Source organism: Paeniglutamicibacter quisquiliarum, from assembly GCF_019084045.1.
GTDB lineage: Bacteria > Actinomycetota > Actinomycetes > Actinomycetales > Micrococcaceae > Paeniglutamicibacter > Paeniglutamicibacter quisquiliarum.
Genome location: NZ_JAHRED010000002.1, coordinates 314888 through 338327, shown reverse-complemented (window position 1 = coordinate 338327; position 23440 = coordinate 314888). Strand labels below are relative to the sequence as shown.

The window sequence follows — 23440 nt, the reverse complement described above, 5'->3', positions numbered from 1 at the left end:
CAAGGCTCCCTGCTTTCGAGGTCTGTGCGGTTCGACGCGGTGGTGTTAGTGCGAAGTCGGGCTTCACCTAAGCGCGATGAAGCATGTGCCGGAGGAGGCCAGAATACGTTGTCTGATAGTTCCTTGCCCGTTATCAGGGCGACCCTTCCGGTAGTGGGCGAGCATATTCAGGAGATAGCATCCCGGTTTTACGACCACATGTTTGAAGGGCATCCGGAGCTGCTGGACGGGCTGTTCAACCGGGGAAACCAGGCCGACGGGCGCCAGCAGCAGGCCCTGGCCGGGTCTATTGCGGCCTTCGCTGGCTTTCTCGTCAATGACCCCACGCACCTTCCGGAGCATCTGCTGTCCAGGATTGCCCATAAGCATGCGTCCCTGGGCCTGCACCCGGATCAATACCAGGTGGTGCACGACAACCTGATGTGGGCGATCGTGGATGTGCTCGGCGATGCCGTTACTGCCGAAGTAGCAGCGGCTTGGGACGAGGTGTACTGGCTGATGGCCAACATGCTGATCAACAAGGAGCGTGGACTGTACAGCGCCCTGCGGCTCAACGTCCGCGACATCGACCTGGACCACAGCTTCAACGCGATCTTCTACCGAGCGTCGAGCCGTTTCCTGAACTGACCCCGCTTACCTCCCAGCATGGCGTCGGCCGTACCAGGGACGGGATCCAAGTACGCCTGAAACCTGCCACGCTCCACGGCGGGGAATGCATGGTTCTAGATTCGGGGTCTGATACTGGTGGGTGGGAATAGTGCCCCTGGTTGCAGGTCCAGTTTCGTTTGCGGGTCTTGGTCCGGCGGGGCGAGGTTGAGGACGTAGTCTCCGAAGCGGCGGATGGTCCTGGTGATGTAGGGGGAGATCGTGGCCAGGTCTTCGGTGTCGATGGTGTGGCCTTCGGCTGCGAGCTCGTTGGCGGCGGCGGTGATGTCGCAGGCGGTGGAGTAGATGACGATGTTGGCCAGCAGCTCGTTGAACTTGATGATCTTTTCCTGGTGTTCGGGGTCGTTGTGGCCGATCATTTCGTTCCCGAAGGCCAGCCAGTCGCTGAATTTATGGAACGATTCGACCCGGTTGGTGATCGCGGTGATGTGTTCGCGCAGTTCGGGGTCGGATAGGTAGCGCAGCAGCGTGATGGTGCGCACGACGCGCCCGAGTTCGCGGAAGGCCCGGTAGAGGCGGTTCTTGCGGGAGTGGTTGCCCAGCCTGCGCAAAAGGGTGACCGAGGACAGGCAGCCCTCGCGGATGGAAATGACGGTGCGCATCAGGTCGGGCCAGTGGGTCTCGATCAGTCCCCAGTCGATGGCCGTGTCACCGAACAGCGAGTCGATGTGCGTGTAGCGGGTGGCCGTGTCGGGGCGGTAGAGAATGAGGTCTTTCCAATCCCGGATACGTGGGAGCAGGTCAAAGCCCAGGAGCGCGGCGAGACCGAAGACCGGCAGGGACTGTCCCTGCGTGTCGGCGTGGATCGTGTCCGGTTGCAGCTCGGAGTCGTTTTGCAGCAGTCCTTCGATGATGTAGACCGCTTCCCACACTCCGCAGGGAATGAAGTGGCTGAACAGGGCGATGTAGGTGTCGGAAACGTGGCGGTAGGCGATGCCTCCGTATCCCCCGTAGCGGATATGGGACTCGGCCAGCAGGTTGTTCTCCCAGGTGTCGACCTGGGTGCCGTCGGCGGCGACGGTGCGCCCATCGCCCCAGACGGAGGCGACGTCCAGCTGCGCAAAGGCATTGATGACCTCGGCCGAGGCACGAGTGATCTTCTCGGCCGTGGTGTGCTTGTTCCCCGCGGTGTAGAGCTCATGGGCGCTGACGGCGCCTTCCATATGGCGGGCGACCTGTGCGGGGCCAAGGAGGGTGCCGTAGGTGAAGACCGTGAGGCAGTATCGACCCAAGGCGTCGCGTAGTTTCGGGTCGGCGCCGGAGGCCGGTCCGAAATGCTTGTGCCAGCCCAGCCGGTGGGCGCTGACGGTAATGATGTCCAGAAGTCCGCGTTCGCTCAGGCGCTCATGAACGGCTTCTTCCAGGACGATGGCCGATGGCCTCCGGTCGGCTCCCTTCCGGCGTTTGAGCAAGGGCCGGTCGCCTTCCAGGACGAGGTCGGTGTTGGCCGGGTAGCCGGCGTCGGCGGCCCGTGCGGTGTCGGCCAGCTGCGCCTTGAAGTGCTCGACCAGCCCGCTCCCGGTTGCGGGGATGCCGGTCTGGGAGCAAAAGTCCTCGGCGAGGTCCTGGCACTGCTGCCAGGTCATCATCTGCCGGTGCAGCCCCGCGTAGGAGTCGGCGCCGACCACGGCGATATCGCCCGAGCGCAGTTCCGCGGCGAGGAATGAGAACACGCAGACCTCCAGGTGGCGGCGCGCGAGTTTGCCGGGGTGCTTCTTGTCACGGATGACCCTCTTCCAGGCCTCGGTGGCGAAGGAGTCCAGATCGAGTGCCAGCGTCTGCAAGGTGCCATCTTCGCCGGCAACCGTGAGGGTTTCGGGGACGTATTCGCCGGTGCGTTTGCGGCAGGCACGAATGAAGTTCACGGCATTCACCACGCTGGCATCGGCGCTGGTCGCTTCCAGGGCAAGGGCCTCCAACAGCTCGAACAGGGCAGAGCGGTGAGCCCGGCAGAACGATTCCAGCAGCGGCAAATAGTTGCGTCCGTGGTGGGCCGAGACCGCTTCGTGTGCGGCTGTCAGCCGCTTCAGGCCGCCGGCGGCCTGAAGCGTTTCCAGGAGTTTCTGCCCCGTCGCGGCCGCGTCGAACCCTTCCTCGGGGTTCCCTTCGTTCCCGGACACCTCATGGGCCAGGGAGAGGACCTCTCCGAACACATCGAGCAGGTACTCCGACTCGGCGCGGTGGGCGAGTTTGAGTTCCTCGAGCCGCTCGCGTCCCTTTTTGTGAACGAGGGCCATGCGTTTGCAGAACATCTCGACGGTCTCGTCGCGCAGGCGGATGCGGGTCTCATGCAGGAGGCACGCGATAAGGGTCAGCCGCTTGGGCTCCCCGGTCCTGGAGAGTTCATCGACATCGACGGCGCGGGCCTGCCCGGCGAAATGGGAGATCCGCTGCGCCGAGACACCGCCGAGCCAGGTGCCGGTCTCGCCGACCGCGTCGAGCCGGCGCAGGAGCTCGATGCGGTCCTTGAATTTCCCCAGCTTCATCGCCGAGCCCGCGGGCGCCTTGAGCGTCTCGAACTCGCTGCGCCGCGATACGGGGTCCACCAACAGCAATCGTTCCAACCGCAGCCGGTCACCGGGAGCCATCCGCTCTTGAACCCCGGCGAACAGCGCGGTGTTGTACCGGGCACGGATCCTGGCGACCATGCTGTCGAGAGTCGAGTACCCGGGCAGCTCGCAGCCGGCACGGAGCAGTTCCTCCAACGCCACGTTGATCAGGTCGGCAGGGTGGTCCTTGGTCACCACCGCGGCCTCCAACGCCTCGGCAGCCATCCGGCGAACCCGTTTGGCATCGTAGACGACGCCCATGCGGACGCGGACATAATCGCGATAGCGCCACCAGGTCCTCTCTGCCCGGGACGCGTCGGCAAGGTCGATCGTCACACCCAACAGCGCTCCAACATGGCCGGTGACGGCCGCGGGAACCTCCTCGGCCCGCGTGAAATACCCCAACCGCTGATAGCACTTCAGCACCGTCAGCAGCACCGCACGACCGGCTTCGTCCCGTGTCTTTTCCCCGGCCCAGTCCTTCTCCTCCTCGGTCGGGGTGAACGACTCTGCCAGCTGCCGCTCCGATACCGCAGCGGTGAATCTCGGATAGGCGGTCCTGCCCACGGACGTCACGAATCTTCCTCTCCCGCAGGGAACCGGAGGCACCAGCGAGGCGCACAGGCCGAAACAACTTCAGATAACAACAAATATCTGAAGTAGAATACTGCAATGACTTCAGATATCGCGAAATCTGCGGGGCGGGAAGACCCCCGGGCAACTTCAGATATCACAACGGCGGCAGACGAAAAGCCCCGACGGGGACGTGCCCCTGCCGTGTTGGCCCCGCATCTGGAACAACTCTGGGGCGAATACCTCCTGCTTCTGGGGTCCGCCCCGCTCGATGACAATTCCCGCCGCGCCTACGCCTCACGGGTGCGTACCTTCTTCGCCTGGCTCGATGGCGCCGGCGTGGACAGCTCGGCCCTCTTTGACCCGGCCGCGCGCGACGGAGCCGTCCGGGACTGGCGCACCCACCTTCAGAAAGTCCTCAAGCGCAAACCCGCCACGATCAACGCGCACCTGGCGGCCCTGACCGACTTCTACACCCGCACCGGCGTGGGCGCCCCGAACGCCAAACGGCTCGAGCTGCCCTCCACCGCGCCCAGGGCCCTGGACGCACGCAACCAGAAACGCTGGCTGCGCACCTGTGAACGCTGCACCCACCCCCGCAACCGGGCCATCGGCTACATCCCGTTCTATGCCGGGTTGCGGATCAGCGAGATCACCGCACTCGACCTCGGGGATGTGCGCCTCTCGGCCCGCAAGGGCCTGCTGATCGTTCGTTCCGGCAAGGGCGGCCGCTACCGGGAAGTCCCCGTCCACCCCGTGCTGCGGGAGAACCTCGCCTTGTGGATCAACGAAGAACGCCCCTCATGGCCGGGCGCGGCCAACAACCCCGCGGTCTTCCTGAACCACCGCGGAGAACGACTGAGCGTCAAGGGATGCGATGACATCCTCGGGGATCTGGCCAACGACGCCGGTTTCACCGATAACCCCGACATCGATTTCACCACCCAGATCCTGCGCCACACATTCGGCACCAACCTCGTGCGCGAGGGCCACGACGTCGTGCTCGTCGCCGAACTCATGGGCCACGCCCGGCTGGAGACCACCCGCCGCTACACGAAACCATCCGAAGCCGACCGCCAAAACGCCATCGACACCCTCCCCACCGACCGATAAACCACGGGCTTGGCAGGTTTCAGGCGTACTTGGGTCCCACCCCTAGCCGGGTCGGCGGTTGGCCGGGGTCCCGGTCTTGTTGCGGTTCCCGGCGGCCCGGTCCGTGACCCGGTGGCCGCCGCCGTCGGGGATCCGCCCGAGTTTCTTGATGTCCACGTGGACCATGTCCCCGGGCGCCTCGTGTTCGTAGCGGCGGATGGCCTGCCCGGTGGCGCGGTCCTGCCACGACAGCCGGGAGAGACCGAACCGGGAGAGGACCTTGTGGACGGTGGAGGGGTGCAGGCCCAGCAGGTAGCCGATCCTCGCCGGGCCCCAGCGCCGGTTCACCCGCAGCCCGATGATCCGCCGCTCGGTGCGCACGCGGACACGCCGCGGTGAATGGTGGGGTCGGCTGGAGCGGTCCTGCATCCCGTCCTCGCCGTGCTCCCGGTAGCGGGAGGCCCAGCGGGCGGCGGTGGTGACGGAGACCTGGAAGCGCTCGGCCGCCCGGCGCAGGGGCCAGCGGTCCTCCACGATGCACCGGGCCAGCTTCAGGCGGCCCTTGGGCGCGAGGATGGCATTATTATGGGACATGAAGAAGACCTCCGGGATGTCGTGAATGTTGTCGCAAACACCACTTCACTTGGAGGTCTTCTTTTTGTCACTTAGCCACGCCGCATGTCACTAACGTCCGTGGTTAATACACCTAGGCTTTGGCCAAGCGGAGGTCCCGTCGTTCGCGGGCGCACCACCGTACTACGGGCCGTAGAATAGATACATGACCTCTCGTAAGACCTGGATCGCGTACTTCGCGATCGACGTGGTCCTCGTCCTGATCTTCGCGTTGACCGGACGGGGCTCCCACCAAGAATCCCTGACCATCCTCGGGGTGCTCCAAACGGCGGCGCCCTTCCTGCTGGCGCTGGCGGCATTGACGCTGCTCTCGCGCCCCTGGACCACGCACTCGCGAATCTGGCCCACCGGGGTCCTCGTTTGGCTCGGAACCGTTGCCCTGGGCCTGGCCCTGCGCGTGCTGTTCGGCGCCACCGCGGCGGTGCCGTTCATCATTGTCGCGACGATCGTGCTGGGCGTGCTCCTGGTGGGCCGCCGAGTGGTCACCACCCTTATTGCGCGCCGCCGCGTGCGCACGCCCGGATCCTGAACTAGGCTCGCATCAAGTCCGGAAAACCACCGCCCATAACCATCTGGAGGTATCAACGTGGTCACTGCATTCGTCATGATCCAAACCGCTTCTGACAGCATTCCCGAGTGCGCCGAAAAGATCTCTGACATCGACGGCATCTCCGAGGTCTATTCGGTCGCCGGCGACTGGGACCTGATCGCCATCGCCCGGGTCCGCCACCACGAGGACCTGGCCGAGGTCATCGCCAACAAGCTCTCAAAGGTCCCCGGGATCACCGGGACGCAAACCCATATCGCCTTCCGGGCCTACTCCAGCCACGACCTGGATGCTGCCTTCTCGCTCGGTCTCGAGTAGCCGAACGGCTTTCGCACGGCGCACGACCCGTGGCGGGTGTGCCGCGACCCCGACCGGGGACCGCGGCACACCCGCCACCGCCGGTTAACCCCGAAACGCGGTCCCGCCGCCGGCCCCAGCCCCAAAAACCACACGGCGCTCGCCAGCGTCCGCAAAATGCAATCCCGGCCGGAGGCCGGCAAACCGGGTCCCGGGCCCCTGAAACGGCACTGGCGCGTCTCCCATCCGCAAGGGACGGGAGACGCGCCAGCCGGGGTGCGAAGCCGCACGCCCCGAAAAGCTAGGCCGTCGCCTGGATCCACTTCTCCAGGACCAGGCGCGCGGCACCGGAATCAATCGACTCCGCCGCCCGCCCGACGGCCACTGCCAGTCGCTCCTGCACCGACCCCGAGCCGTCCAGGTCGAACGCGACCAGCCCGGCCGCGGCGTTGAGCAGGACCGCGTCGCGGACCGGGCCCTGGGCGCCGTCGAGCACATCGCGCACCACCTGGGCGTTGTACTGCGCGTCTCCCCCGCGCAGGTCATCGAGCGTCACCCGGGCCATGCCCAGGTCCCTGGCATCGAATCGCGACTCGGTGACCTTTCCGTCGCGCACCTCCCACACCCGGTTGTCGGCCGTGGTGGTCAGCTCGTCCAGCCCGTCTTCGCCGCGGAAGACCAGCGCGCGGACGCCCCGTGCTGCCAGCACGCCGGCCATCAGCGGCGCCATGCGCAGGTCGGCACAGCCGATGGCAGATGCTGTCGGTTCGGAGGGATTGGTCAACGGCCCCATGAAGTTGAACGCGGTCGGCACGCCCAGCTCGCGCCGGGGCACTGCGGCGTTGCGCATGGAGGGATGGAAGATGTTGGCGAAGCAGAAGGTGATGTTCGCCGCGTCCAAGACGTCATGCAGCTTCTCGACGGGTACGTCGAGGCGGACGCCCAGGGCCTCGAGCACATCCGCGGAACCCGACGAGGAGGACGAGGCCCGGTTCCCGTGCTTCACGATCCGCGCCCCGGCCCCGGCGCACACCAGCGTCGACATCGTGGAGATGTTCACGGTGTTCTGTCTGTCACCCCCGGTGCCCACGATGTCCAGGTGCTCGCCCTCGACAACAAGCGGCCGGGCATTGGCAACCATCGCCTCGACCAGGCCGGTGAGTTCGGCAACGGTTTCGCCCTTGGAACGGAGCGCGACAAGGAACCCGGCCACCTGCGCATCGCTGGCATTGCCCGTCATCACCTCGCCCATGGCCCAATACGCTTGGTCCCGCTCGAGATCGCCGCCGGCGATCAGCGCAGAGAGAATTGACGGCCATGTGGGGAACTTTGGGTTCGTTCGAATCGTTGACACGCCACTAGGTTATCTACGAATCGTAGAAAGTCTGAAATGTTAATCCCGCGTGTTTCCGCGGCTGTAGGCGTGAAGCGGTGAAATTTCCCGCCACGCGGGGCCAGATGCATTGGTGTCGGAGGTACTTTTATAGACATAATGGCTCTGTGACAACTGCGACTCATGCCCTAATTGCCCCGGCGCATCCTGCGCCGAACCGTCCCAACATGGTGTCGGTAGGAACTGTCGTCTGGCTTGCCAGCGAGCTGATGTTCTTTGCCGCGCTTTTCGCCATGTACTTCACACTCCGCGCTGCATCGCCGGAAATGTGGGCGACCGAAACCGAGAAACTCAACGTTCCGTTCGCACTTATCAACACGATCATCCTGGTCTCGAGCTCGTTCTCCTGCCAGTTGGGTGTCTTCCGTGCCGAGGATCTTAAGCCTCGCCGCACCGGCGGACTGTTCAACTTGAAGGAATGGGGAATGGTCGAATGGTTCGTCCTGACCTTCATCCTCGGTGCCATTTTTGTTTCCGTTCAGGCCTACGAATACACCGAGCTCATCGCTCACGGTATTGCGCTGAACTCCAATGCCTACGGTTCCGTCTTCTACATGACCACCGGATTCCACGGCTTGCACGTGGCTGGCGGACTCATTGCCTTCCTGCTGATCATCGGCCGTGCGCTTATTGCACGTAAGTTCGGTCACTACGAGGCAACCGGTGCGATTGTTGTGTCTTACTACTGGCACTTCGTCGACGTCGTGTGGATCGCCCTGTTCGCGATCATCTACTTCCTGAAGTAGCGCAACCAACTACGTTGCCTGCTTTCGGCAACTTCCCCGTTCTAAGAAATAAGTGAGGAACCAGCAAGTGAAGGCTCTTTCGCAAAGGCGCCGCCATCCACTCGCCGCCGTCGCACTGCTGTTGATGGGCCTGCTCATCACTGGAGGCCTGTACATGGCCGCCGGCAGCGTCAACGAGGCCAAGGCGGCCACAGGATATAGCGCAAGTGACATCGAGGAGGGCAACAAGCTCTTCGTCGCGAACTGCGCTACCTGCCACGGTTTGAATGCAGAAGGATCGGCTGACGGTCCTTCGCTGATTGGCGTAGGCGCCGCTGCAGTCGACTTCCAGGTCGGAACCGGACGTATGCCGATGCAGATGCAGGGGCCCCAGGCTCAGGCCAAGCCGGTACAGTTCGATGAAACCCAGATCTCCCAGCTGTCGGCATTCGTAGCCAGCCTGGGTGCCGGACCGGCAATCCCGTCCGAAGACATGCTTGATACATCCCATGGCAACTCTGCCGCAGGCGGTACGGTATTCCGCGTGAATTGCGCAATGTGTCACAACGCCGCCGCTGCCGGCGGCGCACTAACGCGCGGCAAGTTTGCCCCGGCCCTCGCCGGTGTATCCGAGAAGCACATCTACGAAGCCATGATTACCGGCCCGCAGAACATGCCCGTCTTCAACGACTCGAACATCACCCCCGAAGAGAAGCGTGACGTGATCACCTTCCTGAAGGAAATTGAAGCACAGGGTTCACCGGGCGGGGCCAAGCTTGGCTCGCTGGGTCCGGTCGCTGAAGGTCTCTTCATCTGGACCGGTGGTTTGGGCATCATCATCGCCTTCACCATCTGGCTCACCTCGCGTCCTTCCTAGGTCGCTGGCGGCCCGTGCCGCCAACATCACTACGTACTAATGAATCTTGAGAAAAGGATGAGAGACAACATGGGCGACCATAGTCACGGCAGTCCGGACGACTCGGGCACCGTTGCTAAGGCTGGCACGGGAACCCTGGAGAAATTCCAGGATCCCGGCCTTCCGCCGCATCGGAAGCGCTTGGCAGATACCGACCCGCATGCAGAGAAGCGAGCAGAGCGTCAGGTAGCGCTGCTGTTTATCATCTCCATCATCGGAACGCTGTCGTTCTTTATTGCTTACTTCGTTCTCGGACGTCCGGAAAACATCTCGGAAATCCGTGTCCAGAACGCGATGCTCGGCCTTGGCACCACATTTGCCATGCTCGGCATCGGTATCGGCATTGTCCACTGGGCAAAGACCCTGATGCCGGACCACGAAATCTCGGAAATGCGCCATGAGATCACCACCGAGGCTGATCGCAAGGACGCCGAGGAAATCATCAACCAGGTGATCGAAGAGACCGGCATCAAGCGCCGTCCGTTGATTCGCAACACCCTCATCGGCGCCATTGCCTTGGCTCCGATCCCGGCCATCTTCATGTTCCGCGACCTTGACCGCTCCGGCAAGAATGCCGGCGAAATGATCGAGCAGTTCCGCCACACCATGTGGGACAAGGATGTTCGCCTTACCCGCGACCCGTCCGGCACCCCCATCAAGGCAGCGGATGTTCAGATCGGTTCGGCGTTCCACGTCATTCCCGAGGGACTTGACGAGGCCGAGGACATGCTCAACGAGAAGGCCAAGGCCGTTGTTTTGCTGATGCGCCTGGATCCGTCGAAGATGCAGGTCTCCGCGGGTCGCGAGGACTGGCACGTGGACGGCATTGTTGCCTACTCGAAGATCTGCACGCACGTCGGTTGCCCGGTGGCCTTGTACGAGCAGCAGACGCACCACCTGCTGTGCCCGTGCCACCAGTCGACGTTCGACCTCACGCAGGAATGCAAGGTCATCTTCGGACCGGCCGGTCGCCCGCTGCCGCAGCTGCCAATCACGGTTGACTCCAACGGCTTCCTCGTCGCCCAGAGCGACTTCCAGGAGCCTGTTGGACCGAGCTACTGGGAGCGTGGCTAATCCATGAGCACCACAACTGAGTACACCCCGAAGACCTCCACCGGTCGGATTGCCAACTTCGTCGACCAGCGTGTCGGCGGCTCGATCATCGTCAAGGAATTCGGTCGCAAGATCTTCCCGGACCACTGGTCCTTCATGTTCGGCGAAGTGGCGTTGTACACCTTCGTCCTGCTGCTGATCTCCGGAACGTTCCTGACGTTCTTCTTCGATCCGTCGATGGCACACGTCATCTACAACGGCTCGTACAACCCGCTCAAGGGCATCGGCATGTCCGCCGCCTACTCCTCGTCGCTGGATATCTCCTTCGACGTGCGTGGCGGCTTGTTCATGCGCCAGGTCCACCACTGGTCGGCGATCCTGTTCGTCGCCGCGGTGTCGGTCCACATGCTCCGCGTGTTCTTCACCGGCGCATTCCGCAAGCCGCGCGAACTGAACTGGGTAGTCGGCGGCGTGCTGCTGATCCTGGCGATGGCTGCCGGCTTCACCGGTTACTCGCTCCCCGATGACCTGCTCTCCGGCAACGGCCTGCGCATCATCGACGGGGTCATGAAGTCGATCCCGCTCGTCGGCACCTACCTTTCGCTGTTCCTCTTCGGCGGCGAATTCCCGGGCACCGTCATCATTCCGCGCCTGTACTCGCTGCACATCATGATCGTTCCGGCGATCATCCTGCTCATGGTTGCCTTGCACCTGTTCATGGTTGTTGTGCACAAGCACACCCAGTACCCCGGCCCGGGCCGCACCAACGACAACGTCGTGGGCTTCCCGGTCGGTCCGGTCTACGCGGCCAAGGCCGGCGGATTCTTCTTCATCGTCTTCGGCATCGTGGCGGCAATCTCCGGATTGCTGACCATCAACCCGATCTGGAACTACGGCCCGTACGACCCGTCGCCGGTATCCGCAGGCACCCAGCCTGACTGGTACATCGGCTTCGTCGATGGCGCCCTGCGCCTGATGCCGGGCATGTTGGGCAACTTCTCCTTCGAGTGGCTCGTCCCGTTGCCGTGGGGCACCAACACCCTGACGCTCAACGTGCTGTTGCCGGCGCTGGTCCCGGCCGGCATCATGTTCACGATCATGTTCACCTGGCCGTGGATCGAAAGCTGGATCACCAAGGACAAGCGCGAACACCACCTGCTGGATCGCCCGCGCAACGCCCCGTTCCGTACGGGCATGGGTGTTGCCGGTGTCGTCTCCTACTGCGTGATGTGGGCAGCTGCCTCCTCGGACCTGATCGCAACGCACTTCCACGTGTCGCTGAACGACGTCACCTACTGGTTGCGCGTGCTGTTCGTCCTCGGCCCGATCCTCGGGTTCATCGTTGCCCGCCGCATCGCACTGTCGCTGCAGCGCAAGGACCGCGAGATCGTCCTGCACGGTCGCGAAACCGGCATCATCGAGATGACGCCGGAAGGCACCTTCTCGGAACGCCACGAGGCCTTGGATGCCTACAAGCTGCACACGCTGGTCAACTACGAGGACCGCAAGGTCATCCCGGCCCAGCCGAACGCAGCCGGCCACGTCAGCCGCAGCGAAAAGCGCCGCGGCGCCCTGTCCAAGTTCTTCTTCGAGGATCGCGTCGCCCCGGTGACTCCTTCCGAGTTGGCAGCACTGCATGCCGAGCATGGACACGGACCGGCAGAAATCGAAGGCTCCTCCACGGAGTCCATCGAAAAGTAGTACCTGCCAGGAAATCATCCTGACTGCGGGGGCCCACCGATTGGTGGGCCCCCGCAGTGTTTTAACCACCCTCGATCCGGATCAACGGGCGGGCAACATGGACCAGGTGCGAAATGCCGGCACTCCCCCGGCCGGCGGCGGCCCTCGCGCAGTCATTGGCAAGGTGCCCTCTCGCCCAACGCATGCTGTGTGTTCCCGGCTGGAGCGCAAGTACCCCGCCGAAGGGTCGCAGCGGCCACCCGCCCCGGCACCGGAAGAATCAATGCTCATGCGCGCCACAACCGTCTCCAGCTTCGGAGGGCCCGAGTCCGTCGACATCGTGGAAACCCCGCTTCCGGCACCGGACCTGACCAGGTATTCGTCAAGGTTGGTGCCGGTGCGCTGAATCCCGTGGACGCGGCCATGCGATCCGCGGTCGTCGGCTGCACGCAGGAACGAATCGGACTGGGCTGGGATGTCGCCGGCACCGTCGATGCCCTTGGGGCCGGAGCGAGTTCACCCTGGGCATCCGGGTGACACACCTGGCCACCGGCCACTGCAAGCCGCTGGGCACGCACGCCGACTACGTCGTGCTCGATGCCGCGGCCGTTGCCCCCGCCCCCGCTTCGCTGGACGACGCCCAGGCCCCGCGGAAATCCTGGAGATGCCCCGGCCAGGGCCTGCCGGTCACCGGGGCGGCCGGTGCCGTCGGAGGGCACGCCATGGAACTGGTGACGCATCACCGCGGGCTGGAGCCCCCGGGCTGGCGTCGGAGCGGGACAGCGAATTGCTGCAGGGCCGTGGTGACGGGCACTTCCTGCCACGCGGCGCTGAGCCTACCCACGCCGCTTTCGACGGTGCGCTGGATGCCGCCGGACTGGGGCACCGGGCGCTGGCCGCCGTCAGGGACGCCGGGGCGTATCGCGGATTGTGGCCGGGACAGGAGCCCGCCCCCGATCGTGGCATCCGCGTCGGCGCCCTGGATGAGCAGGTGGACGGCGAACAGCTCGCCGGCCAGGGGGTCCTTCTGGCCCGCGTTGAACAGGTCTTTCCGCTCGATGATGCATCCGCTGCCCACGCGCGCCTGGACACGGGCGCTCTGCGCGGGCGCCTCACGCCCATCCCGCCTGGTCTCCGCCCGGTCACCGGGACCGGCAAGACCTGGCACGGATGCTCCCCTGGCGCCACTGTCCCGTCGCGAGACCGCCCCGCCGGACCGGCTCCGGCGCCTTGTGCCCGCCGGAAGGGCCTGGCGCCGCCCTCTGGGCTCCCGGACTACCTCAGGGTGGTGTAGCGCGGGCTCCGGGTTCCCTGGCGCTGCAGCGGGACGAACAGCTTGTAGCGGTCCGAGCGGTACAGGGAGATCGAGTAGTCGACGAGCACCTCGCCGACGAAGGCGTAGCGGGTGATGCGCAGCAGCGGGAAACCCACCTCGACCTGCAGCAGTCCGGCATGCTCGCTCGTCGCGGCCGTGCTTTCGATCTGGTCCTCGCCCCACTCCAGGATCAGGCCGTAGCGTTCATGCAGCGACTGGTAGAGCGAAATGGGCGGAGGGTCGTTCAGGAAGCCGGGCACCAGCGCGCTGGGCATGAAGTTCTCATCCAGGCTCATGGGCTTGCCGTCGGCCAGCAGGAGGCGGCTGAAGCGGATCACCGGTTCACCCTCGTCGATCTCCATGTGCCGCGACAGGGTGCTGGAGGCGGGCGCTTCCTCGAAGCGCAGCACGTGTGCATCGGGGACCATGCCGCGCCGGACCATTTCCTCGCTGTAGGAGTTCAACCGGATCTGCAGGTCCAGCTTCGGGTGTGCCACGAAGGTCCCCACTCCGACCACCCGCTTGAGCACCTGGTCCTCGACCAGCGAGTCGATGGCCTGTCGCAGGGTCTTGCGGGCCACGTTGAATCCCTCGGACAGCTCGCGTTCGGGCGGCAGCCGGTAGCCGGGCTTGCAGACGGTCGCCGCGTGGGTGCGCAGGATCTCGCGGATTTGCCGGTACTTGCTGACCGGCGAGTCCTCGTCGATGTGGCCATGCACCTTGGGCTGTGGCGCGTAGGGTTTCACGTTTGCTCCAGTGTCGGCGGGCCGGCATCCGGCCCCTCATCTTCCAATTGTCCCGCATGCAGCCGATGGACGCTTAAACAGCGGAAGCGGTGTTTCCCTCCCCGCGAGGGGAAAGAAGCACCGCTTCCGCCGAGGTACTGCGCTTGCTACCGGCCCGGGTTAGTGGGCGTGGTTGCCGCGGCTGAACTCGTAGACCCAGCCAACGAGGCCGATGATCGTGAGGCCAACGCCGATGTACAGGACCCAGAAGCCCAGTGCAAGGCCGGCGAAGCCGATCGCCGCACCCGTGCCGAGGGCCAGCGGCCACCAGCTCCACGGGGCGAAGAGGCCGACGGTGCCGGCGTTCTCGTGGATGTCGCCGTCAAGACGGTCCTCGGGGCGGGCACCGACGCGACGCGAGGTGTGCAGCAGGTACCAGCCGATCATGATGCACATGCCGGAGAGCATGAACAGGGCCAGGAAGCCGACCGGTTCGTTCCACTCGGTCATGATGCCGTAGACGATCCCCACCGGGGTGAAGAAGAAGAGTCCGCCCAGGAAGAGCCAAGATTCAATTTTCATCTCTACATGTCCTTCTGGTCTGCCGGGCCGAAGATCTTGGCCACCGCGGTTTCCGGGGTCGAGCGTGCGCTCAGTTCCGGGTGGTGGAGGTCAAGAGCCGGGCGCTCGGAGCGGATGCGCGGGATCGAGTGGAAGTTGTGGCGCGGCGGCGGGCAAGAGGTTGCCCATTCCAGCGATGCACCAAAGCCCCACGGATCATCCACGGTGACCTTCTTGCCGTTGCGGTGCGTGGTCCAGACGTTCCAGAAGAACGGGATCATCGACATGCCCAGGATGAAGGCGAACACGGTGGAGAACTGGTTCATGGTGGTGAACCCGTCTTCCGGCATGTAGTCGGCGTAGCGGCGCGGCATGCCCATGACGCCCAGCCAGTGCTGGATCAGGAACGTGCCGTGGAAGCCGATGAACAGGAGCCAGAAGTGGATCTTGCCCAGGCGCTCGTTGAGCATCTTGCCCGTCCACTTCGGCCACCAGAAGTAGAAGCCCGCGAACATCGCGAAGACAACGGTTCCGAAGACCACGTAGTGGAAGTGCGCCACCACGAAGTAGGTGTCCGAGACGTGGAAGTCCAGCGGCGGTGCCGCCAGGATGATGCCGGTCAGGCCGCCGAAGAGGAAGGTCACCATGAAGCCGATGCTCCAGAGCATCGGGGTCTCGAAGGTGATCGATCCGCGCCAGAGGGTGCCGATCCAGTTGAAGAACTTCACGCCCGTCGGTACCGCGATCAGCATCGTCATGAAGCCGAAGAACGGGAGCATGACCTGGCCGGTGGCGTACATGTGGTGCGCCCACACCGAGACGGACAGTGCCGCAATCGAGATGGTCGCGAAGACCAGGCCCTTGTAGCCGAAGATCGGCTTGCGGGAGAACACCGGGAAGATCTCCGAGACGATGCCGAAGAACGGCAGCGCAATGATGTAGACCTCGGGGTGGCCGAAGAACCAGAACAGGTGCTGCCACAGCATCGGGCCGCCTGCCTCGGGATCAAAGACGTGCGCCCCGAACCGCCGGTCCGCACCGAGTGCGAACAGTGCCGCGGCCAGCGGCGGGAAGGCCATCAGGATCAGGATCGCGGTGATCAGCGTGTTCCAGGTGAAGATGGACATGCGCCACATGGTCATGCCCGGTGCACGCAGGCAGATGATCGTGGTGATGAAGTTGACCGCACCGAGGATCGTGCCGAAGCCCGAGAGCGCCAGGCCGAAGACCCAGAGATCCCCGCCCACGCCGGGGCTGAAGGTGGTGTTGGACAGCGGTGCGTAGGCGAACCAGCCGAAGGAGGCTGCACCCTGCGGGGTCAGGTAACCGGCCAACGCAATGGTCGAGCCGAAGGAGAAGAACCAGAATGCCAGCGCGTTCAGGCGCGGGAAGGCGACATCCGGTGCACCGATCTGCAGTGGCATCATGACGTTGGCGAAGCCCGCGAACAACGGGGTCGCGAACATCAGCAACATGATGGTGCCGTGCATGGTGAACAGCTGGTTGTACTGTTCCTTGGTCTGCAGGATCTGCATGCCCGGTTCGAACAGCTCGGCGCGGATGACCAAGGCCATCACGCCGCCAATGCAGAAGAAGATGAACGAGGTGATCAGGTACATGTACCCGATCGTCTTGTGGTCGGTGGAGGTGATCCAGTTGACGAAGATCCGTCCCTTGGAAATTGGGACCACGCGCGGCGCGAGGGTCTTGACCTCGTCGGTGGCGTATTCGTAAGTAGTCACGACGGGTTACTTCCCTTCCGTGGCGTGGGCCGAGGCCTGATTGACCTCGCCCGGCTTGCGGTCCTGTTCCTCACCAATGTGGCCGTCCTTCATGAGGGCCAGCTGGTCGAGGAATTCCTCTTCGGACACGACCTCCACGTTGAAGAGCATCTCCGAGTGGTACTCGCCGCAGAGCTCCGCGCACTTGCCGTCGAATCGTCCCTCGACCTGTGGCGTGAGGTAGATGTAGTTGGTGTGCCCCGGGAACATGTCCATCTTCTGCAGGAATGCGGGGACCCAGAACGAGTGGATGACGTCGCGGCTGTTCAACTCAAGCGTGACGCTCTTTCCAACCGGCAGGTACAGGGTCGGCAGGGTGTCTTCGACGCCCTCTTTGCCGGTCAGGTGCGCCTGAACGGTTGCGTCGTACTTTTCCTGGCCGCCGTAGGTGTAGTTGTAGTCCCATGCCCACTGCTTGGCACGGACATCTACGACGAGCTCGGATTCCACCTTGGCGTTGATCGACTTCTCGGTGCTGTCCGCGAACGTGAAGAACGTCAGGACCAGCACGAGCGGAACGGCCGTGTAGAAAATCTCGATGGGCAGGTTGTAGCTGAGCTGGCGCGGGTAGCCAGTGTCATTCTTGCGACGGCGGTAGGCGATGATGCACCAAAGCATCAGGCCCCAGGTCAGGATACCGATCAAAAGTACGGTAATCCACGAGTTGACCCAGAGATCCTGGATCATACCGGTGTGGTTGGTGGTGTCACGTTCGACGTTTGGGAGCCAACCTCGCTGGACTTCCGCTGAACATCCCGTCAACAACAATGCACCGGAACCAGCAATCGCCAAGACTTTGGCTATGCCTTTCCGGCGGCTGCTGGTTCGGTCTTGCGAACTCACAGACGGCCCTTCCTCTTTGTTGGTGCTGAATGAGTCTTCGCCTCCCAGCGGCCGGACTCAAGTGAATCAACGCTGATGAGGTCGAAGAAAACCATAGTTTTACTACTTATCGTAGAGCTTACCCTCTCGGGCATGCGAATGCCGACCAAAACACCGCCCAGGGACGAAGATGTCTCAACGTATGGGCGGTGCATTTGGTTCCGTCTTAGTGGAAGGAATCTCCACAGGCGCAAGAGCCCCCGGCAGAGGGGTTGTCGATGGTGAAGCCCTGCTTGGAGATGGTGTCCTCGAAGTCAATCGAAGCGCCGTCCAGGTAGGGAACGCTCATCTTGTCCACGACAACCTCAACGCCGTCGTAGTCCTTGACGGCGTCGCCCTCAAGCAGGCGCTCGTCAAAGTAGAGCTGGTAAATCAGGCCCGAACATCCCCCTGGCTGAACGGCGACGCGCAAACGAAGATCGGTGCGGCCTTCCTGTTCAAGCAGTGAACGGACCTTGTCTGCCGCGACGTCCGAAAGCTTGACCTCGTGGCTCGGAAGCTCCGTGGTGTCCGCGGTGGTCTCATTGGCTGCAGTTGTCATGCGTGATCCTCCATATACTGCTCACTTGGGCGACGCCTCAAGCGTGGCCCCTCACCTTCAATGGTACGACGAGACCGCAAATGCTGGCGCGGCGACGAAGTGCGGGTCCTATAGCCCGTGGTTGTTCAAGCGTGCCAAGAGCAGGGCCTCGGCCAAAATTGCGTGACGGAAATCGCCCAGGTGCAGCGACTCATTGGCCGAATGGGCCCGGGAATCCGGGTCTTCCACGCCGGTGACCAGGATCTGGGCCGCCGGGAAGACATCCAGCAGGTCGGAGATGAACGGGATCGATCCGCCGATGCCGGTCTCCACGGCGGGAACGCCCCAGGCCTCCCCCAAGGCCCACAGGCTGGCCTGGGCTGCGGGCGCCGAGGTGTCGGTGGCAAATGACTGCCCGGCCTCCTCGGCCTCGAAGGTGACCTGCGCGCCTCCCAGGTCCTGGCCCAGGATGTGCCGGCGCACCGCCTCGGTGGCCGCCTCCGGGTCCTGGCCGGGGGCCACGCGCAGGCTCAGCTTGAAACGCGTGGACGGCAACAGGGTGTTTGACGACACCGCCACCGAGGGAATGTCCATGCCGATGATGGACAGTGCCGGCTTGTTCCACAGGCGGTCGGCAATGTTGCCGCTGCCGGCGAGCTGCACCGAGTCCAACACGGAGGAATCTTCGCGGAAGGCTGCCTCGGGGTAGTCAACCAGGGCGTGCTCGTTGGACACGAGCCCCTCGATTGCCACGTTGCCCTGTGCGTCGTGGAAGGTGGAGATCAGGCGGGCCGCCACGGTGGGGGCATCGAGCACCGGCCCGCCGAACATCCCCGAGTGCACCGCGTGGTTCAGCGTGCGGACCTCGACCACTCCCCCGACCATGCCGCGCAGGGACGTGGTCAACGCCGGGACCCCGACCTTCCAGTTGGAGGAGTCGGCCACCACGATCACGTCCGCCTCCAGGCGGTCGCGGTGGGTCTCCAGGAACTGGCGGAAGCTGGGCGAACCGGCCTCTTCCTCTCCTTCGAGGAAGAACGTGACGCCGAGGCCGAAGTCGGCAATGGTGTCAAGCACCGCGCGCAGAGCGGCGATGTGCACCATGATGCCGGCCTTGTCGTCGGCCGCTCCCCGGCCGTAGAGCCGGCCGTCGATCTCGGTTGCCTCGAACGGCTTGGTGTTCCACAGCTCCTCGTCGCCCGGGGGCTGCACATCGTGGTGCGCATAGAGCAAAATGGTGGGCTTTCCGTCGCGGGCGGGGCGGTTGGCCACGATCGCCGGGCCGCCCATGGCACCGGTGGCGGTGGGCACGCGGAGGATCTCGACATTTTCCATGCCGGCCTCCCGCACCAGCTGCGCCACTGCCTCGGCGCTGCGGTCAAGCTGGGCGGGGTCGAACGATTCCCAGGCAATGCCGGGAATTGCCACGAGCCTGCCCAGTTCGGAGACAATGCGCTCGAAGTCCATCTCAACGTGTGCGTCCAGGGAGTCCCGATCCACGCCGAAAGTGGCCGGGGCGGCGGTGTTCTTGGTAGTCATGGGAAAAAGCCTACAACCGCGCCGGGCGCCCGATGACGATGGCGTGCCGGGTGCAAGCTAGACTGACAGGGTGTTTGGACGCAAGAAAGATCAGGCAGCTTCCATAGAAGCGCCCACAGAAGAGACCACAAAGCCCGCCGGCAAGAATGCCCCGACCCCGAAGCGCAGTGCGCAGCAGGCGCAAAACCAGCGCCCGCTGGTGCCCACCGACCGCAAGCTGGCGCGCGCGGCCGAGCGCACCCAGCGCCTCGAGGCGCAGAACCGCATGCGGCTGGCCAACGAGACCGGTGACGAGCGCTTCATGGCTGCCCGCGACCAGGGACCGCAGAAGCGCTTCGCCCGCGACTACGTGGACCGGCGCTTCATGATCGGCGAATACCTGATGTTCGCGGTCTTCGCGTTCCTGATCGTCTCGCTGAGCCTCTCCAGGTACCCGCAAGTGACCGTGTACGTGACCTTTGCCCTGTGGATCCTGGTCGCGCTGGTGGCCGTGGACGCGTTCATCATGTCCCGCGGCCTGCGGAAGGGCCTGGTCGCCCGCTTCGGCTCGGTCGAACGCGGCGTCACCTACTACGGCATCATGCGCGGCCTGCAGTTCCGCAAGCTGCGCCTGCCCAAGCCGCAGGTCCGCCGCGGCGAGGACCCGCGCTAACACCGCGCACAGGCGTTCAAGAATCCACACCAAGGCGTGTGGCACCCCACGGACTGGATCCGGCCGGGGAGCCACACGCCTTTTCGCTGCCCGGGATCCGGCTGCCGCGCCCGCCGTGCTCCCCCGGGGCACGGCACAAACGCCGTGGGCCCCGTCGCCGACTGCTCGGTGACGGGGCCCACGGGGCGGCGGCTACTTGCTGGCCAGGGACCTGCCCTGTGCCTGCGCGGCGGCCAGCGCCTTGTTGATGCCGCGGACCCACAGCGGGCCCTCGTAGAGGAATGCGGTGTAGCCCTGGACCAGGTCCGCGCCGGCCTGGAGGCGTTCGATGACGTCCTCCCCGGTGCTGACCCCGCCCACGGAGATGATCGCCATGTCGGCGGGGACCTTCTCGCGCAGCACCTTGAGCACCGCCAGCGAGCGGGCCTTCAGCGGGGCCCCGCTCAGTCCGCCCGCCCCGATCTCGGCGACCTTGAAGGCGTCGGAGACCAGCGGCTCGCGGGCAATGGTGGTGTTGGTGGCAATAATGCCGTCGAGCTTCAGCTCGGTGGCCAGCGTGGCGACGTCGGAGATGTCCGCGTCATTGAGGTCGGGGGCGATCTTGACCAGCAGCGGGACATGGCGCCCGGCGACCCGGTCGGCTTCCGCGCCCACCGCTTCCAGCAAGGGCCGCAGCGTTTCGACGCCCTGGAGCAGGCGCAGCCCCGGGGTGTTGGGTGATGACACGTTGACCACCAGGTAGTCGGCATGGGCCGCCAGCTCGCGGGTGGAGACCAAGTAGTCGGCGACGGCGTCGTCGAGTTCCACGGTCTTGGTCTTGCCGATGTTCACGCCGATGACCGGGCGGCGGGCCCCGAAGCGCCCTGCCAGGCGCAGCCGTGCGGCGCGGATGCGCGGCGCCACCGCGCGCGCGCCGTCGTTGTTGAACCCCATGCGGTTGATGACGGCCTTGTCCTCCACGAGGCGGAAAAGCCGGGGCTTCTCGTTGCCCGGCTGCGCGACACCGGTGATGGTGCCGACCTCCACGTGGCCGAAGCCCAGGTCCGCCAGCGCCGGGATGCCGGCGCCTTCCTTGTCGAACCCCGCCGCCAGGCCGAAGGGCGAGGGGAAGTCGATGCCCATCACCGTGCGGCGCAGCGCCGGGTCAGGGGCGCACAGCTTCCGCGCGATGACCGACACCCCGAGCTTCTCGGCCAGCCGCAGGGCATCGAAGGAAAAGTGGTGTGCCTTTTCGGGGTCCATCTTCGTGAAGACCAGGCGGAAAATCGTGGGGTATATGCGCATGACTCCTAGTCTTCCCCGCAACCACGCTTCCAAACAACTTCAAGTTCGTTATGCTCAACACATGTCGCACGCCTCCTCCCTCGGTTCAAGGTCGGCGCTCCCGCCGGAGAACGATCCCAGCGCCGCCTGGCCGGACTTCAGCGCAACGACCCGGCCCGGAGCCTGGGAGCCCGACATCCTGGGCGAGGGGTTCAGCTACACGACATTGCCGCTGGGCGCGGATGCGGAGGGCGAGCTGTGCGCCACGCTGGTGCGCCACCGGCTCCCCACCCCGGAACCGGAGCACGCGGGAACCACTGCAGGTTCGAGGTTGCGTGCCGCCCTTGACCGGCTGTGGCCGCGGCCAAGTTCGCCCTCCCCCGCGCCCGCGTCCGGGACACCTGACCGGAAGGCGGGCTTCGTGCTGGCGGTCCATGGCTGGAGCGACTACTTCTACAACGCCGAACTGGCCCGCTACTGGACCGCGCGCGGCTACGCCTTCTATGCGTTGGACCTGCGCCGCTACGGGCGCAGCCTGCGCCCCCACCACCTGAACCCCGGCTTCACCGCGTCCCTGGACGAGTACGACGCCGACCTGGACGCCGCACTGCACATGATCCGCTCGCTGGAGGGGCCGGACGCGACGGGGATCTGCGTGGCGCATTCGACCGGCGGACTGGTGGCAAGCCTCTGGGTCAACCGCCACCCGGGCGCCTTCCACGCACTGATCCTCAACAGCCCGTGGCTGGAGATGCAGGGCAGCTACCTGGTGCGCTACGCCGCCCAGGGCGTGGTCGAGCCCATCGCACGGCGGCGGCCGCGGGCCAAGCTGCACCTGCCGGAACTGGACAACTACTGGCGTTCCATGAGCCGGCAGGCCCAGGGTTCCTGGGACCTGCATCCGCTGTGGCGTCCGGCGGTGGCGTTCCCGGTGACAGCGGGCTGGATCACCGCGGTGATGGCCGGGCACCGCGAGGTCTCACGGGGCCTGGACATCAAGGTGCCGGTGCTCGTGCTGACCTCGAAGACCTCGCACCTGGGCACCGCCTTCGACGAGTCGATGCTTCACCACGACTCCGTGCTGGAGGTGCAGGTGGTGCGCGACCGCTCCCTTCGCCTGGGTTCCGAGGTGGCCAACACGCTCATCGCCGGGGCCATGCACGACGTGTTCGCGTCCCAGCCCGAACCGCGGGCCGCCGCCTACGCCGCCATCGACAGGTGGGGCGCCGGCTACCTGCCGGGACATGCCGCGCGCGCGGACGCCGTGAGCCCCTGACCCCGGCCCCGGGCCCCGCGGGATCAGGCTCCGGGGGCCGGGGCCGCGGCCACCGGCTTGTCCACCGCACCGCCGTAGCGGCGGTCGCGGCTGGCATATTCGCGCACCGCGTCCCACAGCGTCGTGCGGTCCACGTCGGGCCACAGCTCGTCGATGAACACCATCTCGGCGTATGCCGACTGCCAGAGCAGGAAGTTGGAGGTGCGCTGCTCGCCGCTGGTGCGCAGGAACAGGTCGACGTCGGGCATCTCGGGCTCGTCCAGGTGCCTGGCCACGGTCTTCTCGCTCACCTGCGAGGGCTTCAGGGTGCCGGCGGCCACCTGTTCGGCGATGGCCCTCACCGCGTCGGCGATTTCCGCCCGCCCGCCGTAGTTCACGCACATGGTCAGCTGGCAGGTCTGGTTGGCGGCGGTGAGCTTCTCGGCGTCCTTGAGCTCGTTGACCACGGTGCGCCACAGCCTCGGCTCGCGCCCTGCCCAGCGCACGCGCACGCCCCATTCGTTGAGGGTGTCGCGCTGGCGGCGCAGCACGTCGCGGGAGAAGCCCATGAGGAAGCGCACCTCCTCCGGGCTGCGCTTCCAGTTTTCGGTGGAGAAGGCGTACACCGAGACGTACTTGATGCCCATCTGCACGGCGCCGGCCATCACGTCCAGCAGCGCCGCCTCCCCGGCACGGTGGCCCTCGGTGCGCGGCAGGCCGCGCGCATTGGCCCAGCGGCCGTTGCCGTCCATCACGATGGCGACGTGTTGCGGCACCAGCTCGGGGCGGATCTGCGGCATCGGGGCATCGCCCGGACGCATCG

21 protein-coding genes and 2 pseudogenes are annotated in these 23440 nt (G+C 65.1%); 11 read left to right on the top strand and 12 right to left on the bottom strand.

All coding sequences use genetic code 11. The features are described from left to right. Positions 1 to 108: 108 nt before the first annotated feature. Positions 109 to 543, top strand: a pseudogene (locus tag KRR55_RS05125) (globin domain-containing protein); the annotation flags it as partial. 179 nt (positions 544 to 722) lie between these two features. Here KRR55_RS05125 and KRR55_RS05120 read toward each other — a convergent pair. Beyond that, positions 723 to 3791, bottom strand: a complete 3069-nt coding sequence (locus KRR55_RS05120; RefSeq protein WP_217387978.1) for a Tn3 family transposase — start codon at positions 3789 to 3791, stop codon at positions 723 to 725. Positions 3792 to 3887: 96 nt separating this feature from the next. Between KRR55_RS05120 and KRR55_RS05115 the strand changes: the two genes are divergently transcribed. Further along, a complete protein-coding gene (locus KRR55_RS05115; protein ID WP_217387977.1) occupies positions 3888 to 4901 on the top strand; it encodes a tyrosine-type recombinase/integrase in 1014 nt (337 codons plus the stop codon). A 66-nt stretch (positions 4902 to 4967) separates the two neighbouring features. On the opposite strand, the pseudogene KRR55_RS05110 reads toward KRR55_RS05115, so the two are convergent. Further along, a pseudogene (locus tag KRR55_RS05110) lies at positions 4968 to 5474 on the bottom strand (leucine zipper domain-containing protein); the annotation flags it as partial. 184 nt (positions 5475 to 5658) lie between these two features. Here KRR55_RS05110 and KRR55_RS05105 point away from each other — a divergent pair. Continuing rightward, positions 5659 to 6042 carry a DUF3054 domain-containing protein gene (locus KRR55_RS05105; protein ID WP_217387976.1) on the top strand — a complete coding sequence of 128 codons (384 nt, stop codon included), beginning with the start codon at positions 5659 to 5661 and terminating at the stop codon, positions 6040 to 6042. A gap of 57 nt (positions 6043 to 6099) precedes the next feature. After that, positions 6100 to 6378: an Lrp/AsnC family transcriptional regulator gene (locus KRR55_RS05100; RefSeq protein ID WP_113764831.1), complete on the top strand. Its 279-nt coding sequence runs from the start codon at positions 6100 to 6102 to the stop codon at positions 6376 to 6378. Positions 6379 to 6658: 280 nt separating this feature from the next. Here the strand turns inward: KRR55_RS05100 and trpD are convergent, their stop codons facing one another. Further along, positions 6659 to 7711, bottom strand: a complete 1053-nt coding sequence (trpD, locus tag KRR55_RS05095) for an anthranilate phosphoribosyltransferase (protein ID WP_217387975.1) — start codon at positions 7709 to 7711, stop codon at positions 6659 to 6661. Between the two features lie 146 nt (positions 7712 to 7857). On the opposite strand from trpD, the gene ctaE reads away from it, so the two are divergent. The 5 genes from ctaE (at position 7858) to KRR55_RS20730 (ending at position 12661) form a co-directional block, all read left to right on the top strand. Beyond that, entirely contained in the window at positions 7858 to 8496 is a 639-nt protein-coding gene (gene ctaE / locus KRR55_RS05090) for an aa3-type cytochrome oxidase subunit III (protein ID WP_336245038.1), read from the top strand. A gap of 67 nt (positions 8497 to 8563) precedes the next feature. Beyond that, complete coding sequence (qcrC, locus tag KRR55_RS05085; RefSeq protein ID WP_217387974.1) at positions 8564 to 9352, top strand: cytochrome bc1 complex diheme cytochrome c subunit; 789 nt, start codon at positions 8564 to 8566, stop codon at positions 9350 to 9352. Positions 9353 to 9421: 69 nt separating this feature from the next. After that, a complete protein-coding gene (gene qcrA, locus KRR55_RS05080; protein WP_217387973.1) occupies positions 9422 to 10465 on the top strand; it encodes a cytochrome bc1 complex Rieske iron-sulfur subunit in 1044 nt (347 codons plus the stop codon). 3 nt (positions 10466 to 10468) lie between these two features. Next, positions 10469 to 12145 (top strand): cytochrome bc1 complex cytochrome b subunit, encoded by a 1677-nt coding sequence (qcrB, locus tag KRR55_RS05075; RefSeq protein ID WP_217387972.1) that lies wholly within the window; start codon positions 10469 to 10471, stop codon positions 12143 to 12145. A 402-nt stretch (positions 12146 to 12547) separates the two neighbouring features. Then, a complete protein-coding gene (locus KRR55_RS20730; protein ID WP_418888828.1) occupies positions 12548 to 12661 on the top strand; it encodes a hypothetical protein in 114 nt (37 codons plus the stop codon). A gap of 202 nt (positions 12662 to 12863) precedes the next feature. On the opposite strand, the gene KRR55_RS05070 is transcribed toward KRR55_RS20730, so the two are convergent. From KRR55_RS05070 to KRR55_RS05040, 7 genes are all read right to left on the bottom strand, one after another. After that, complete coding sequence (locus tag KRR55_RS05070; RefSeq protein ID WP_217387971.1) at positions 12864 to 13202, bottom strand: hypothetical protein; 339 nt, start codon at positions 13200 to 13202, stop codon at positions 12864 to 12866. A 197-nt stretch (positions 13203 to 13399) separates the two neighbouring features. Next, on the bottom strand, positions 13400 to 14185 hold the full coding sequence (locus KRR55_RS05065) for a GntR family transcriptional regulator (protein ID WP_217387970.1): 786 nt from the start codon (positions 14183 to 14185) through the stop codon (positions 13400 to 13402). Between the two features lie 159 nt (positions 14186 to 14344). Continuing rightward, complete coding sequence (locus KRR55_RS05060) at positions 14345 to 14746, bottom strand: cytochrome c oxidase subunit 4 (protein ID WP_217387969.1); 402 nt, start codon at positions 14744 to 14746, stop codon at positions 14345 to 14347. A 2-nt stretch (positions 14747 to 14748) separates the two neighbouring features. Next, a complete protein-coding gene (ctaD, locus tag KRR55_RS05055) occupies positions 14749 to 16467 on the bottom strand; it encodes an aa3-type cytochrome oxidase subunit I (RefSeq protein WP_217387968.1) in 1719 nt (572 codons plus the stop codon). Positions 16468 to 16473: 6 nt separating this feature from the next. Further along, the gene (gene ctaC / locus KRR55_RS05050) at positions 16474 to 17349 is read right to left on the bottom strand and encodes an aa3-type cytochrome oxidase subunit II (protein WP_217387967.1); all 876 of its coding nucleotides are present in this window, start codon (positions 17347 to 17349) and stop codon (positions 16474 to 16476) included. A gap of 205 nt (positions 17350 to 17554) precedes the next feature. Then, a complete protein-coding gene (locus KRR55_RS05045) occupies positions 17555 to 17929 on the bottom strand; it encodes a HesB/IscA family protein (RefSeq protein WP_217387966.1) in 375 nt (124 codons plus the stop codon). Between the two features lie 108 nt (positions 17930 to 18037). Continuing rightward, entirely contained in the window at positions 18038 to 19447 is a 1410-nt protein-coding gene (locus tag KRR55_RS05040; RefSeq protein ID WP_217387965.1) for a dipeptidase, read from the bottom strand. Between the two features lie 70 nt (positions 19448 to 19517). Here KRR55_RS05040 and KRR55_RS05035 point away from each other — a divergent pair, with 70 nt between their 5' ends. Further along, positions 19518 to 20099: a DUF3043 domain-containing protein gene (locus KRR55_RS05035; RefSeq protein WP_217387964.1), complete on the top strand. Its 582-nt coding sequence runs from the start codon at positions 19518 to 19520 to the stop codon at positions 20097 to 20099. Positions 20100 to 20291: 192 nt separating this feature from the next. Here the strand turns inward: KRR55_RS05035 and KRR55_RS05030 are convergent, their stop codons facing one another. Then, positions 20292 to 21383: a quinone-dependent dihydroorotate dehydrogenase gene (locus KRR55_RS05030; RefSeq protein ID WP_217387963.1), complete on the bottom strand. Its 1092-nt coding sequence runs from the start codon at positions 21381 to 21383 to the stop codon at positions 20292 to 20294. Between the two features lie 61 nt (positions 21384 to 21444). Here KRR55_RS05030 and KRR55_RS05025 point away from each other — a divergent pair, with 61 nt between their 5' ends. After that, positions 21445 to 22638 (top strand): alpha/beta hydrolase, encoded by a 1194-nt coding sequence (locus tag KRR55_RS05025; protein WP_217387962.1) that lies wholly within the window; start codon positions 21445 to 21447, stop codon positions 22636 to 22638. Positions 22639 to 22661: 23 nt separating this feature from the next. Here KRR55_RS05025 and KRR55_RS05020 read toward each other — a convergent pair whose 3' ends face one another. Beyond that, the gene (locus KRR55_RS05020) at positions 22662 to 23438 is read right to left on the bottom strand and encodes an isoprenyl transferase (RefSeq protein WP_254455900.1); all 777 of its coding nucleotides are present in this window, start codon (positions 23436 to 23438) and stop codon (positions 22662 to 22664) included. Between the last annotated feature and the right edge of the window lie 2 nt (positions 23439 to 23440).

Bases quoted from the DNA above. Each gene is read 5' to 3' on its own strand.
- KRR55_RS05115 (WP_217387977.1), top strand. From the start codon at position 3,888: ATGACTTCAGATATCGCGAAATCTGCGGGGCGGGAAGACCCCCGGGCA.
- KRR55_RS05105 (WP_217387976.1), top strand. From the start codon at position 5,659: ATGACCTCTCGTAAGACCTGGATCGCGTACTTCGCGATCGACGTGGTC.
- qcrA (WP_217387973.1), top strand. From the start codon at position 9,422: ATGGGCGACCATAGTCACGGCAGTCCGGACGACTCGGGCACCGTTGCT.
- qcrB (WP_217387972.1), top strand. From the start codon at position 10,469: ATGAGCACCACAACTGAGTACACCCCGAAGACCTCCACCGGTCGGATT.
- KRR55_RS20730 (WP_418888828.1), top strand. From the start codon at position 12,548: ATGCGATCCGCGGTCGTCGGCTGCACGCAGGAACGAATCGGACTGGGC.
- KRR55_RS05060 (WP_217387969.1), bottom strand. From the start codon at position 14,746: ATGAAAATTGAATCTTGGCTCTTCCTGGGCGGACTCTTCTTCTTCACC.
- KRR55_RS05045 (WP_217387966.1), bottom strand. From the start codon at position 17,929: ATGACAACTGCAGCCAATGAGACCACCGCGGACACCACGGAGCTTCCG.
- KRR55_RS05040 (WP_217387965.1), bottom strand. From the start codon at position 19,447: ATGACTACCAAGAACACCGCCGCCCCGGCCACTTTCGGCGTGGATCGG.
- KRR55_RS05030 (WP_217387963.1), bottom strand. From the start codon at position 21,383: ATGCGCATATACCCCACGATTTTCCGCCTGGTCTTCACGAAGATGGAC.
- KRR55_RS05025 (WP_217387962.1), top strand. From the start codon at position 21,445: ATGTCGCACGCCTCCTCCCTCGGTTCAAGGTCGGCGCTCCCGCCGGAG.
- KRR55_RS05020 (WP_254455900.1), bottom strand. From the start codon at position 23,438: ATGCGTCCGGGCGATGCCCCGATGCCGCAGATCCGCCCCGAGCTGGTG.